Source organism: Mesorhizobium sp. P2_E6 (assembly GCF_056403835.1).
Genome location: NZ_JBFUEQ010000004.1, coordinates 248,533 through 262,288, shown reverse-complemented (window position 1 = coordinate 262,288; position 13,756 = coordinate 248,533). Strand labels below are relative to the sequence as shown.

Below are 13,756 nucleotides of genomic sequence, written 5' to 3'. Positions count from 1 at the left end.
ATGGACGTGTCGATCCAGACGTTGACGACTGCGCCGCCCGATGCGCCGATAGCTGGAGCGCCAATCCCGGCCGGGCAAGCTATCGATGCTTCCCAAAGCATCGCGGCGGGAACCTACACGGCGCGGCTGCACACCAGTCTCGAGGCCGTCAAGCCGCTCTGGCTTCAATGCCAGGCGAATGGGACGTGCTCCGCCCATCAGCTCCATGCATGGGTCGAGGGGATCGTCAAACGGCTGGTGCCAGACGGCGCAGAGCTGCTCATCGTCGAGGTGACCGACGCCGGGACCGGCGAATTCAAGATGCTGGTGCCGCTGATGCGGCGATCGAGGCTCGGGCATCGGGTCATCGAATGGCTGAGCTGCGGCGTCTGCGATTATTCAGCGCCGCTTCTCTCGGACAGGAACCAGTGGACCCCGCAGGCCGCCGAAGCGGCGTGGGCGGCGGTCCGATCCATCCTGCCGCGCACGGACCGCATCCATATCACGGGAATTCCACGGCAGGTCTATGGAGTGGCCAATCCACTGGCGCTGCTGGCGGTCGCGCAAGAATCCAGCCTGATCACATCCGGCCTCGTGCTGGATGGCGACCCGGCGACCCTTATCAAGCGCCATGGCAGACCGTCCTTCGTCAAAACCTACTACAAGGACTGGCGCCGGCTCGAACGGCACGGCACCGTGGATATGATCGAGGCCAACACGCCGGCCTTGATAGAGCTTGTCTTCGGCGCCCTGGTCGAGATGCGGCTCAAGCGGTTTCGCCAACTTGGGCGTTTCGATCTCCTGGCGCAGCCGGCGGTTGTCGATTTCTACCGAAACGCAGCGCTCCAGGGCCTGTCCGACGGATCGGTGCGGATCTTCGGACTGCGGGTCGGCGAGGATTGGGTCTCTGTCCAGTATATGCTGGTCCGGCAAGGCACATTGCATGCCCTGCTGATCGGAATGGACCTGGAGGTGGTGCCCAACGCCTCACCGGGCCTGGGGCTCATGGGCGAACTGATGGCGTGGGGACTGCGGCAGGGGTTCGACTATTTCGACCTATCGGTGGGCAGCCAGCCCTACAAGGAACAGTTCGGCGCCGTGAGTTCGGTTTTGGCCAAGATCGACGAAACGCTGACGCCGCTCGGCAAGGGCGTAGCAGCCGTCGCTTCGCTTCGCGATCGGGCCGAGCTTTTCGTACGGTCTCATCCGCGGCTGCTCAAGACCGCCCAGGGCGTGGTGCGTGGCTTGCGAAGGTCGAAGGGCTGAGGGCGGCCGCATTTCGCGCTTGATCCATACCAAAGAGGGTCGCGCTGATGCGCCTGTCTGGTCTGGAAGAACGCGGGTGGAGGGGTCCATGCGGCTGAAAACAGGATCGCCGGCGACCGCATCCGATCGCGGCGGGAGAAAGGTGGGAGGCAGATATGTCGAGCCAGGCAATGCGGATGGCACCGATATCGGCGGCGCAGGCTTCTGCTCCCGCTGCCAGTGCCGATACCGCCGAACGTGTGTATACGGCGCGGCTGCACACCAGCCTCGAGGCGGTCAAGCCGCTTTGGCTGGAGTGGCAGGCCAATGGCATCTGCACCGCCCATCAGCATTACGCTTGGGCCGAAGGGATCGCTACGCGGCTGATGCCCAAGAGTGCGGAACTGCTCGTCGTCGAGGTGAGCGACGCCGCGACCGGCGAGCCCAGAATGCTGGTGCCGCTGATGCGGCGCCGGGCCTACCGCCACTATGTGGTCGAATGGCTGAGCTGCGGCGTCTGCGACTATTCCGCGCCGCTGCTGGCGGATGCCAGCCCGTGGACCAGGCAGGGCGCTGAAGCCGCCTGGGCGGCCGTGTGTTCGGTGCTGCCGCCGGTGGATCGCATCCACATCGCCGGTATCCCGCAACAGGTCTTTGGCGTGGCCAATCCGCTGGCCCTGCTTTCGGCGACGCGCGATTCCATCCAGGTCGCCTCGGGCCTCGTCTTGCACGGCGAACCCGAGGATCTCATCAAGCGCATCTGCAGGCCGTCCTTCGCCAAGGACTTCCGCAAGCACTGCCGCCGCTTTGAACAACTGGGCGGCCTCAGCTTGGTAGAGGCCGACACGCCCGCCCTGACGGAGGAGCTCTTCGGCACGCTGCTTGAGCTGCGGCTGAAGCGCTTTCGCGAGCTTGCGCGCTTCGATCTCCTGACGCAGCAATCGGCCGTCGACTTCTACCGGAACGCGGCCCTCCAGGGCCTGTCCGACGGATCGGTGCGGCTCTTTGGACTGCGCGTCGGACAAGCCTGGCTTGCCTCCATGCTCGTGCTGGCCAGAAAAGGCACTCTTCATGGCATCCTGCTTGCGATCGACAAGGATGCGGTCGCCAACGTGTCACCCGGCCTGACGACGATTGCCAAGCTGATGATGTGGGGGCGCGAGCGGGGATTCGATTACTTCGACCTGTCGGTCGGCGGTCAGGGCTACAAGGAACATATTGGTGCCGCGAATTCGGTTCTGTCCGAGATCTGCGAACCGATGACACTGCGGGGCAGGGGGGCGAATGCCGCCATCCTGTTTCGCAGCCGGGCCGAGCGTTACGTGCGCACGAGACCACAGCTGCTCAAGACCATCCAAGGCATGGCGCGCCGCCTGCGGCGAATGAAGGACTAAAGGCGGTTCTCCGGGCGAGGGTTCGAGCGGTCCCGCCTCCGGCAGCAGGCAGCCCGACTTGATGTCTTGATTCAAGCCGGGGTCCGAGCACCTTCAATAGTTTGGTCAAATTTTAACCGAACTGCAATCTGTAGGGTCTATTAGATGCGAGAGGGATTAGAAGACAGGAATAATATGCAAAAATTATTTTCCCGTTTCATCCGCGACGAATCCGGCGCGACCGCCATCGAGTATGGCCTGATCGCCGCCTTGATCGCACTCGCCATCATCGCCGGCGCCGGCGCGCTCGGCAATGCGGTCAACACCAAATTCAAGGTGATCGGCAACGCGGTCAACAGCAGCGGGTCGTAAGCCTCGGGCCTGGTTAGTCTCCGCGAAATTGACAGGACGGCGGGTCTCCGTCATCCTTAACTCCAGTCGCCAGGCTGCGGACCGCGGCCATGTGGGTGTCGAGGCGACCGAGGGCAGCGTCATGTTCAGTCCCGTCATCGGCCAGAATGCAAAGCGCTCCGCGGTGCGCAAGGCGCTCGACCGCCACAAGGTCTACATCACCGCGCAGAGTTTTTCGGCCGGCGCCTACCAGGCGCGCGTGCTGGTCGATGGCGAAGCCTACTGGGTCGACGAATTCCGGCTCGCCCAACTGCAGCAAGGCCTGTCGCCGGCCGAGCTCGAGTTGACGCCGGCCACCGACGATTGAGGGCGTGAGACTCAAAAGCAGCGCTCTGTCGGGACGCTTGTACTTGGTTGCTGCGTTTCGATCCATGCTATGACAACCCCACCCAAGCTCAAAGCCTATCGCGCCAAGCGCGAATTCTCGAAAACGCCGGAACCCGCCGGCGGGCTCGTCGCCGGCGAAGGCAACCGCTTCGTCGTCCATAAGCATCACGCCACCGCCGATCACTATGATCTCAGGCTGCAGGTCGGCGGCGTGCTGAAGAGCTGGGCGGTGCCGCGTGGGCCGTCACTCAATCCGGCAGACAAGCGGCTGGCGGTCGAGACCGAGGATCATCCGCTGGAATATATCGACTTCGAGGGCGTCATCCCCGAGGGCGAATATGGCGGCGGTCCAATGATCGTCTGGGACACTGGCAGCTGGGCACCGATGGACGATGTCGAGAAGAGCCTGCGGACCGGCGCCTTCAAGTTTCGGCTGGCCGGTGAGAAGCTGAATGGCGGCTGGATGCTGACCAAGCTCAAACCAAAACCCGGCGAGGACGAGAACAAGAAGAACTGGCTACTGTTCAAGGAGCGCGACCTTGCCGCCGACACCGCGCTCGACATCCTGGAAGCGCGGCCGGAAAGCGTGAAGTCCGGCAAGCGCATCGAGGAGCTGGCGGCGCCCGCGAAGCCGGCGGCCAAGCCCAAGCCGGGTTCGCTGAAGCCGGGCACGCTGCCGGGCGCATTCAAGGCGCCGGCACTCAGCCGCATCGAGCCGCAACTGGCGACGCAGGTGCCAAAGCCGCCCGATGGCGAGGACACCAGAGAGGTCTGGCTGCACGAGATCAAATTCGACGGCTACCGCACCATGGCGCATCTCGCGGACGGCGTGGTCAGGCTGATCACCCGCGGCGGCATCGACTGGACGAAGCGCTATGGCGACCTGCCACAGGCTTTCGCCAAACTGCCGTGCCGCGACGCCATCATCGACGGCGAGATCGTCGTGCTCGATGCCAAGGGCATCAGCCGCTTCGCGCTGTTGCAGGAGGCGCTGGCCGGAGGCGCCGGCAGCAGACTGCATTTCTATGCCTTCGATCTGCTTCATCTCGACGGCTGGGACCTGACCAAGGCGCCGCTGGTCCGGCGCAAGGCGCTGCTGGCACAGATGTTGTCCGGCCTCGGCGCCAATTCCGCCATCCAGTTCTCCGACCATGTCGAAGGCTCGGGCCAGGGGCTCTACGATCAGGCGTCGGAACTCGGGCTGGAAGGCGTCGTCTCCAAGCGCGCCTCCGCGACCTACCAGAGCGGCCGCACCAAAAGCTGGACCAAGACCAAGGCGCTCCAGACCGACGACTTCGTCATCGCCGGCTACACTGTCTCGGATGCCGCCGAGGGGCTGGCAGCACTCGGGCTTGCCGAGTTCGAGGACGGCGAACTGCACTATCGCGGCAAGGTCGGCACCGGCTTCGATACCGGGACCGCTGCCGAATTGCTGGCCAGGCTGGAGCCGCTCACATCGGGCGCGACGGCGCCTGAAGGGGTGCCGCGCGAGATCATGCGCGAGATGCACTGGGTGCGGCCGCTGTTTTCGGCCCATATCCACTATGCCAACCGCACCGCGGACAATGCGCTGCGCCACGCGGTGTTTCGCGGCTTGAGGGATGTCGGCCTGTCGACGCCGGTGTCGGCCAAGCGCAAGCGGCTGATCTCGGAGGCCGACCTCGCCACCATCTGGGTGACCAACCCGACGCGGCGGCTGTTCGGCAAGACCGGGCCGACCAAGCTCGACATCGCCGTCTACTACGCGCTGGTCGGCGACTTCATGCTGCCGCACATTCTGGGCCGGCCGGTGTCGCTGGTGCGCTGCCCGACCGGCCTGCCTAAGGACTGCTTCTTCCAGCGCCATGCCTTCACCGGCATGCCGCCCTCGGTGGTGACCTTCGAGGCGACCAATTCCGAGGGCGAGACAAAGTCCTATCTCTCGGTCGAAGGCGCCAAGGGCTATCTGGCGCTGGCGCAGTTCGGCGTCGTCGAATTCCACACCTGGGGCACGCATCGCACCAGTCTCGACAAGCCCGACCAGATCGTCTTCGACCTCGACCCGGGCGAGGGGATTTCGTGGCGCGAGGTGGTCGAGGCGGCGGTGCATATCAAGGGTGAGCTCGAGGGGCTGGGGCTGGTGCCCTTCGCCAAGACCTCGGGCGGCAGCGGCATCCACATCACCGTGCCGGTGACGGGCAAGCAGAACTGGAAGAAGCTGCACCAGGCGACCAGCGCCATCGCCACGCATCTTGCGGCAACCGCCCCCGACACCTTCACCACCACCATGGGCAAGGACAACCGCAAGAAGCGCATCTTCATCGACTATCATCGCAACGCGCGCGGCCACACCTCGGCCGCTCCTTATTCGCTGCGGGCCCGCACCAATCTGCCGGCCTCGACACCGGTGAGCTGGGCGGATCTGGAGTCGATCGATGCACCGCAGGATCTGAACTATTCCTCGCTGCCGGGGCTCTTGGCGACATCCGGCGATCCATGGGCGGAGATCGATGAGTTCGCGCGGGATTTGCCCCTTCCGAAGTTGGGTTCCTCGCGCCCATGAAACGGGGGCGAGGCACCCAAGTCCATCGACGGTCCCGACAATTTGAATTATTCTCCGCCCTCGACCCTGTGCCGACCTAAAAGATTTCGTCAGGGATTTGCCTGTATTGTGCGGGGTCGGTGTAGGATTTCAGTGGCGTCGCTCGTCCTTCGACGAACAGCGCTGCACAGGTGTGACAGTGCATGGCCGCGTAGGAGTGTTTCATGGCGCCCAGGGCAAGTTGGAAAGGTTACCTCAAGCTCAGCCTCGTCAGCTGTCCGGTGCGGCTATACCCCGCCACCAGCGCGAGCGAACGCATCAGTTTCAACCAGCTGCACAAGAAGACCCACAACCGCATCAACATGAAGCCGGTCGATCCGGAACTGGGGTTGGTCGAGCGTTCGGATCTGGTCAAGGGCTACGAATACGAGGACAAGCAGTACATCATCATCGATGACGCAGACCTCGACGCGGTGCGCATCGAGTCCAACCACACGATGAACATCGAGGCTTTTGTCGACGAGGGCGAGGTCGACGTCATCTATCAGGACGCGCCCTATTACCTCGCGCCCGACGGCGCGATGGCGGAGGAAACCTTCGCGGTGCTGCGCGAAGCGATGCGCAAATCCGGCAAGCTGGCGATCGCACGGCTGGTGCTGTCCAGCCGCGAGCGCGTGGTCACGATCGGCGCGCGCGAGAACGGCATGTTCGTGTGTACCTTGAGAAACCCGAACGAAGTGCGTGGAACAGCTGAGTATTTCGGCAACATTCCGGCCGGAAAACCCGATGCGGAAATGCTGCAGCTGGCCGAGGCGCTGATCAAGCAGAAGGAAACCACCTTCGATCCGAAGAACTATGAGGATCGCTACGAGATCGCACTGATGGCGATGATTCGCGAGAAGCTGAAGGGCCACAAGCCGATCATTGCAGCCGCCCCCGAGCGCGGCAATGTCATCAATTTGATGGACGCGCTGAAGGCCAGCCTGTCGCAGTCGAAGCCGCCGGCCAAGTCGAAGAGCAAGGCCGACGAGGTCGCCAAGCCGGCGGCCAAGGTCAAGGCGGCAGCGGGCGGTGCTGTTGAAAATCCGCTGAAGGCCAATCTGCTGAAGGCGGTCGGCAAGAGCAAGAAATGACGGCACAGGCCGGTTTGGTCCCGGGGGCCGTCTTCGGCACAATCGGCGCGCTGGCGGCGTTTCCGCTCAGGCTGGCGGCACGCGAGGTCGAGCGCCAGCACGGCCAGTTGCGGCGCGGTGTCACCAGGCGCACCACGCATGTCGTGTTCGGGCGGACCCATCTGGCAAACGCCGGCGATGCCGAGATCGAGCGCCGCGTCGCCGCCGAGCGGACCGCCGGGCGGACGCCAATCAGCGAGAACGGATTCCTGCGCCTGCTCGGGTTGATGACGGCCCCGGAGGCGTCCTCGCTCTCCAGGCAATCGTTGATCGAGCAGTCGCGGCTGTCCGGCGCCGACCTCGATCTGTTGTCGCTGTTCGATGCTTTCGAGCATGACCGCGAACCCTATTCTTTCCGCGACCTGATCCTGGCGCGCAAATATGCCGGGCTGGTGGCCGGGGGTGCAACGTGGGGCGCGATAGCGCGTTCCGTGCATCGCTCGGGCCCGGTGGCTTCGCTGACCGCCAAGTCGCTCAATGTCGGCTCGCAGCATGGGCGGCCCGACGCGATCTATCTCGAGGGCGGCCAGAGCGAGCTCGACGGACAATTGCTGTTCGATCTGGGCAACGCCGGTTCAGAGGGCGACGACACGCTGGAAGAGCTGTTCGCCGAGGCCGAAGCGGCGGAGGAGGGCGGCGACCATGACGCGGCGGCGGTGCTCTACCAGCGCTGTCTCACCATCGACCCTACGGATGCCATTGCCGCCTTCAACCGCGCCAACTGCCTGCGCGCCGGCGGGCACGGGAGGGAAGCCGCGCACGATTATGCCCGCGCGATAAAGCTCGATCCGGCCTTCGTCGAGGCGTGGTTCAATCTTGCCGGGCTGATGAGCGAGCAAGGCCGCGAGGCTTCAGCGCGAAGGCACCTCCAGAAGGCGATCGCGCTCGACAAGACCTACGCCGATCCGGTGTTCAATCTGGCCCGGCTGGAATTCGACGCCGGCAATCTGCCAGAGGCGCGCCGCAACTGGGCGCGCTATCTCGAACTCGACACGGATTCCGAATGGGCGCGCGTGGCGGCCAAGGGGGTGCAGTTCGTGGATCTGCAACTGGCGCGGACGGCTGGGTGAGGGGATTGATGCTGGCGCTTGAACACCCCCCTCTGTCCTGCCGGACATCTCCCCCGCAATGGGGGAGATTGGATGTCGCCACCGCTTTCCCCAATCGCCAACGTTGGACATTGAGCGGAACGTCAAAGCTGCCGATCTCCCCCCTTGCGGGGGAGATGTCCGGCAGGACAGAGGGGGGTTGGACGGAACACGACCTCTCGGGGAAGGCCGCCCTATGACCACCTTCCTCTTCGACGGCCCCGAGACCGCCCCCGTCGCCATCCTGCTCGCGCATGGCGCCGGCGCGTCGATGGATTCTCCCTCGATGACGGCCACCGCCAAGTCGCTGGCGGCGACTGGCTTCCAGGTCGCGCGCTTCGAATTCCACTACATGGCAGCCCGCCGCTACGGGCATCGCAAGCCGCCGCCGCGGGCCGAGACGGTGAACCCGGAATATGTCAAGGCGATCGCCGACCTCAGGACGAAGGGCGTAACCGGCCCACTCATCATCGGCGGCAAGTCGATGGGCGGGCGCGTCGCCTCGATGGTCGCCGACGAGATGTTTGTCAAGGGCGAGATATCGGGCCTGCTGTGCCTCGGCTATCCCTTTCATCCGCCGGCCAAGCCCGAGCAATTGCGGACCAAACATCTCGCCAACCTGAAGACGCCGACGCTGATCTTCCAGGGCACACGTGACGAGTTCGGGACGCAGGACGAGGTCGCGACTTACGCGCTTTCCGACCAGATCGAAATCGTTTGGCTGGAGGATGGCGACCATGATCTCAAACCGCGCAAGAGCGTTTCAGGATTTTCGGCGGCCGAACATTTGAAGACGCTGGCCGAGGCTGTGAAGGCGTGGACGGGCCGGATCGTTTCCTGAGCCGATGAAAATCGCCTCCTTCAACATCAACAACGTCAACAGCCGGCTGGAGAACCTGCTGGCATGGCTGGCGACGGCAAAGCCTGATGTCGTGTGCCTGCAGGAACTGAAGGCGCGCGACACGCAGTTTCCGCGTTCGGCATTGGCCGCGGCGGGCTATGGCGCGGTGTGGAAGGGCGAGCCGACCTGGAACGGCGTCGCCATCCTGGCGCGGGGCTCGGAACCGGTGCTGACCCGCGATGCGCTGCCTGGCGACGATGCCGACAAGCAGAGCCGCTACATCGAGGCGGCGGTGGACGGCATCGTCATCGCTTGCCTTTATGCGCCGAACGGCAACCCTCAGCCCGGCCCGAAATTCGCCTACAAGCTCGCCTGGCATAAACGGCTGGAGGCACACGCCGAGCAGCTGTTGGACACCGGCCTACCGGTGGTGCTGGCCGGCGACTACAACATCGTGCCCGAGCCGCGCGACATCTACGCCACCCGCTCCTATGACGACAACGCGCTGGTGCAGCCGGAAAGCCGGGCGTCCTTCGAGCGCCTGATCGAGCAGGGTTGGACCGACGCGCTGCGCAAGAAGCACCCGAAGGAGACGCTCTATACGTTCTGGGATTATCGCCGAAACCGCTGGCCGCGCGACGCGGGGCTCAGGCTCGACCATATCCTGCTGTCGAAGACACTGTCGCGCCGTCTCACCGCCGCCGGCATCGACCGCGAGGTGCGCGGGCAAGACGGCGCCAGCGACCATGCGCCGGTCTGGGTGGAGCTCAGGTCAGCTTGATGGGAACCTCGACGCCGCCGCTTTCGCATGCGCCATTTTGCGAACACCTTTTCCACTGGTAATCTCGTGAACTGAACTTTGCGGCGTGGGGCGAAGCCTGCGATGGTGCCGAGGGGGGCCGATGAACAGAGTCGTCGACAGGCTGATTGCAATCATCCTGCTGGTGGTGGCCGTGGCTTGCGTCTGGCGCGCCTGGCTGGTGCTTGGCGATGCAGTCGTCGTCTGGCGCGGTGTCTCGCCTTCCGCCGAGGCTTCCGCCTCCATCCGGTTGGCCGCATTGGTGGTGGCGGCACTCGCTTGCCTGATTGGCGCTCTGCTGTTCTGGGCAGGTCGTCTGCCGGGGCGCCCGAACCATCAGGCCGGCGCGCCGCTGTTCGGCCGTGCGGCGGAAGTGCAAGACACCGGCAGGCCCGGCCTGCGCAAGGTGTTTCTTGCCCTGCCATTGGTTGTGCTTGCGGTGCTGGCCGTCGACAGGTTCGGCCCCTGGCATGATCGCGGTGGCGAAATTGCCAGCCAGCCCGGCGAACCCAAGCCCAACGAACCCAAGCAGAATGAACCCAAGCCTGCCGAGCCGAAGGGGCAGGACATCGCCAGTGCGCCGCCGGTCCAGGAACCGGCAGTTCCACCGGCAGCCGCGCCGCCGGCGCCATCTCCACCCGCCCCACCACCGGAAGCGGCCAACCCGCCCGCGGCCCTAGAGCCGCCGACTCCGCCCGCGCTCGCGCCGCCAACGCCGCCTACGCCCGCCGTTCCGACACCGCCGGAGGTCGCGGTGATTCCGCCACCGACCGTCGCGCCTCTGCCCCCGCCTCCGCCACCGCTGCCGACCGAGCCCGAGGGTCATCGCGACGCTGTCGTCTGGCTGGCCGTGGCGCCCGACGGGCACACGATCATGAGCGCCAGCACCGACCACACGATCAAGCTCTGGGACATCGCCGGCAAGCATCTGATCCGCAACCTCGGCGTCCACAAGGATATGGTGCGCACCGCGCTGTTCATGCCGGATGGCGTCAGCGCGCTGACCGCCGGCGACGACGGCGAGATGGTGCAGCGGAAACTTTCCGACGGCGCTGTGCTGCATGTCTTTTCGGCGGGCGAGAATGGCGGTGTGAACAAGCTGGCGATCAGCCCGGACGGCAAACGTGCCGTGACCGGCCACGAGACCGGCAACGTCATCGTCTGGGACCTGGAAAAGGGCACCGTGCTGCATGTGATGAGCGGGCACGACTGGTCAGTCAGCGCTGTCGCCGTCTCGCCCGACGGCACTCGCGCCGTCTCGGGCAGCATCGATGGCACGCTCAAACTCTGGGACATCGACAGCGGCAAGCAGTTGCGCAGCTGGCATGGGCATGAGCAAGGCACCTATGGCGCCGTGTTCACCGCCGACGGCCATCATCTGATCACCGGCAGCGGCGACTACACGATCAAGCTCTGGGACCTCGACAGCGGCCGCGAAGTGCGACGCTTCGAGGGCCATGAGGGCACCGTCTACACGTTGGCGCTGTCGGCCGACGGCAAGCGCCTGGTCTCCGGTTCGCTCGACGGCACGGCGCGCCTGTGGGACATGGAAACGGGCAATCAGGTCGCCATGTTCGACAGCCAGACCGGCCCGATCTATGCGGTGGCCTTCGCCGCCGACGGCACGGTGCTGACCGGCGGCTACGACCGTACCATCCGCGACTGGCCGGCCACAGGCGGCGACGGGGTGGTGCTGTTTGCAGGGGCGCCGGGGTGAATGGCGCCCGAGGAGCGGCCGGAGCCATTACGGGGCGGGGTCAGCTACAGCTTCACGCCATGATCGGGTTCGAAACGAAGCAGGACCTCGCGTGCTTCAATATCGACCTCTTCTCGTCTGTCATCTTCGCTGGGATGATCCGCTAATCGGCGCAGATCCTCCTCCAGGCCGCGAAGAACGTCCATCGGCAATCTTTGCACGATCGAGTTGATGCAGTGCCACTTTTGAGTTCCATCCTTTCCCTGAAGGATACGTGAGACCGGATCAATCAGCGGTGTCCCCAAAGTGACAAGGAAATCAGCGATGGGACTAGCCACCGGCCAGTTGCCATCGGCAGTCCACTCCAACAGTTGGTCCAAAATCGGCGCAACCGCCGGATAGCCCGCTTCGACAATCAGAACGATTGAGTCAAGGTCGTGCTTGTCGCGTGGGAGCAGGCTCTGTGGGTCAATCATACAAGTCGCTTTCCGCCCATAATCTCTAGGCTTTTTGAGTGCTCGAACATTGCTGTCAATGGCCGCACGCCTGCCAACCATCCTTGACCCTCTCGCCGCCCACGCTATGTTCGCGCCATGTCAGCATCCAGCCTCGCGGACACAGCGCCGCTCATCGTGATCGACCTTCAGACCGGCATGTTCGACGGCGTGCACGAGCCGCCGATCCATGAGGCGTCAGCCATTGCCGAGCGTGCCCGGGCGGTGATCGACTGGGCGCGGCGCGGCGGGCGCAAGGTCGCCTTTGTCAGGCATGACGGACCGGCGGGCGATCCGCTGGCGCCGGGTGAACCGGGTTGGCCGGTGTGGCCCGCACTCGGCCAGGCCGTGGACGAGCCGACTTTCGCCAAGAGCGTCGGCAATGCCTTCAGCAATGCAGCCCTTGGCGAATGGGTCGCAGGGCAGGGCGCCGGTGCTGTCGTGCTGCTGGGCGCGCAGACCGATTTTTGCGTGGCTGCGACCATCAAGGGCGGGATGGCCAGAGGGCTCGGCGTCACCGTGGTCTCCGATGCGCACAGCACATTGGACAGCGCCAGTGAGAGCGCCCTCCAGATCATCACCCGCCACAATGATGAATTCGCCGAGGCCGGCGTCAATCTGGTGACGACCAAGGCACTGGTCGGCGGCTGAAGCTGTAAGGAATTTGGCGGCAGGCTGATCGTCACTTCGCGCGACAACTTGTCCAGCACTGCGGATCGGACGAGACCGTCAAGCGCCTGCCGTGGTCGACGCGGACGGGGGGGCGCATTGTTGGGATGGCTCGGGCGCCCGCGTCAACCAGGGCGGCTCGTACCGCCGCATTGACACCATTGCACATCGCCGGCCGGCCGACACTTCCGCGAAAGCGGAATAGGCCGGGACTAAAGTGCAGATTCGGCGTCCTGGTCATCACGGCGCGAAACAGTTTCTCTTTCTTGCCGCATCGAACGATTTTCCTCAACCCAAACTGGCCGGCGGGTCGCTGTCGATTCGAAAAGGCGGCTGGATGTTCCGCCGAGCGCGCAGCCCGATCAGTTTGCCGCGCTGCGATCGGTCGCCTGAATCGATCGGGCGGGAAGGGACGACAGCGCACGTTGATCCGACGGCTGCTCGTTGAGATAGAGCGCGCCGCCCAGGACCAGAAACACCATTCCCACCGCCATCAATCCCACCATCAGCACGGCAATCGCCGTGACCGGGCCGTTGCCTGTTTTGACGACGGTGGATCGATGCGGCATCGTTCTGTCCTCCCGATATGGATCCGGCGGCGCCGGCGACATCGCGACAAACGACAGCCAAAGCGAGATGTTCCCTTCTCCGGACGTCAATCCGGGCCACATCGGCCGTTTGCGTTTTCGCCTAGGACCAAGGTCTTAGGTGCCGGCCGCAAAGGTCCGAGGGGCCCTGTTCGGTTCCGGCAATGTGCATTGGACGTTCCGGTATTTTAGTCAAACGCGATATAATGACGCGGTCGTTTCGCGGGGTCAGGATCGGCAAAAAACTTAGCCGGCCAAGCGTCTTCGCCGCAATCGCGGCATCAAAAATGGCCCGCGCTGGCAGCCCTGACGTCACAGGCACAGCGCGGCAACGGCCGCCACCACCGCCGCCACTGGGGCGCAGTATTCCAAGGCTGGAACCAAGCGCCGGCGCTTCGCGTTTAGAGTGTGACCTGTGAGGACTGCCACCTCCGGCCACACCGTCTAAGGCCCGCTTTGCTCCCAGCAAGGCGGGCCTCTTTCGTGTCGGAGCTTTCGGCGAAAACAAGAAAGGCGGCTGGAACGACACGGTGCGCTCTACGTTGGCTAGGCAA

At 64.6% G+C, this 13,756-nt stretch carries 13 protein-coding genes; 11 read left to right on the top strand and 2 right to left on the bottom strand.

Annotation, left to right across the window (positions count from 1 at the left end; all coding sequences use genetic code 11):
• From AC1D08_RS11975 to AC1D08_RS11930, 10 genes are all read left to right on the top strand, one after another.
• Entirely contained in the window at positions 1–1,245 is a 1,245-nt protein-coding gene (locus AC1D08_RS11975; protein WP_457152557.1) for a GNAT family N-acetyltransferase, read from the top strand.
• A gap of 155 nt (positions 1,246–1,400) precedes the next feature.
• Positions 1,401–2,618, top strand: coding sequence for a GNAT family N-acetyltransferase (locus AC1D08_RS11970; RefSeq protein WP_457152558.1), 1,218 nt, complete (start codon positions 1,401–1,403; stop codon positions 2,616–2,618).
• Positions 2,619–2,792: 174 nt separating this feature from the next.
• Positions 2,793–2,969, top strand: a complete 177-nt coding sequence (locus AC1D08_RS11965; RefSeq protein ID WP_184875378.1) for a Flp family type IVb pilin — start codon at positions 2,793–2,795, stop codon at positions 2,967–2,969.
• A 121-nt stretch (positions 2,970–3,090) separates the two neighbouring features.
• The gene (locus AC1D08_RS11960) at positions 3,091–3,315 is read left to right on the top strand and encodes a hypothetical protein (protein ID WP_184875376.1); all 225 of its coding nucleotides are present in this window, start codon (positions 3,091–3,093) and stop codon (positions 3,313–3,315) included.
• Positions 3,316–3,384: 69 nt separating this feature from the next.
• The gene (gene ligD / locus AC1D08_RS11955; protein ID WP_457152559.1) at positions 3,385–5,877 is read left to right on the top strand and encodes a DNA ligase D; all 2,493 of its coding nucleotides are present in this window, start codon (positions 3,385–3,387) and stop codon (positions 5,875–5,877) included.
• Between the two features lie 203 nt (positions 5,878–6,080).
• Positions 6,081–6,989 carry a non-homologous end joining protein Ku gene (gene ku / locus AC1D08_RS11950; RefSeq protein WP_457152560.1) on the top strand — a complete coding sequence of 303 codons (909 nt, stop codon included), beginning with the start codon at positions 6,081–6,083 and terminating at the stop codon, positions 6,987–6,989.
• Positions 6,986–8,098, top strand: coding sequence for a tetratricopeptide repeat protein (locus AC1D08_RS11945; RefSeq protein WP_457152561.1), 1,113 nt, complete (start codon positions 6,986–6,988; stop codon positions 8,096–8,098). Before ku ends, AC1D08_RS11945 begins: the two co-directional genes overlap by 4 nt.
• 214 nt (positions 8,099–8,312) lie before the next feature.
• Positions 8,313–8,957, top strand: a complete 645-nt coding sequence (locus AC1D08_RS11940) for an alpha/beta hydrolase family protein (RefSeq protein WP_457152155.1) — start codon at positions 8,313–8,315, stop codon at positions 8,955–8,957.
• A 4-nt stretch (positions 8,958–8,961) separates the two neighbouring features.
• Positions 8,962–9,738, top strand: coding sequence for an exodeoxyribonuclease III (locus AC1D08_RS11935; protein WP_457152156.1), 777 nt, complete (start codon positions 8,962–8,964; stop codon positions 9,736–9,738).
• A 121-nt stretch (positions 9,739–9,859) separates the two neighbouring features.
• Positions 9,860–11,473 carry a WD40 repeat domain-containing protein gene (locus AC1D08_RS11930; RefSeq protein WP_457152157.1) on the top strand — a complete coding sequence of 538 codons (1,614 nt, stop codon included), beginning with the start codon at positions 9,860–9,862 and terminating at the stop codon, positions 11,471–11,473.
• A 44-nt stretch (positions 11,474–11,517) separates the two neighbouring features.
• On the opposite strand, the gene AC1D08_RS11925 is transcribed toward AC1D08_RS11930, so the two are convergent.
• The gene (locus tag AC1D08_RS11925; RefSeq protein WP_457152158.1) at positions 11,518–11,928 is read right to left on the bottom strand and encodes a DUF5071 domain-containing protein; all 411 of its coding nucleotides are present in this window, start codon (positions 11,926–11,928) and stop codon (positions 11,518–11,520) included.
• 117 nt (positions 11,929–12,045) lie between these two features.
• On the opposite strand from AC1D08_RS11925, the gene AC1D08_RS11920 reads away from it, so the two are divergent.
• Complete coding sequence (locus tag AC1D08_RS11920) at positions 12,046–12,597, top strand: isochorismatase family protein (RefSeq protein ID WP_477423166.1); 552 nt, start codon at positions 12,046–12,048, stop codon at positions 12,595–12,597.
• A gap of 380 nt (positions 12,598–12,977) precedes the next feature.
• Here the strand turns inward: AC1D08_RS11920 and AC1D08_RS11915 are convergent, their stop codons facing one another.
• Positions 12,978–13,184, bottom strand: a complete 207-nt coding sequence (locus tag AC1D08_RS11915; RefSeq protein WP_095091761.1) for a hypothetical protein — start codon at positions 13,182–13,184, stop codon at positions 12,978–12,980.
• Between the last annotated feature and the right edge of the window lie 572 nt (positions 13,185–13,756).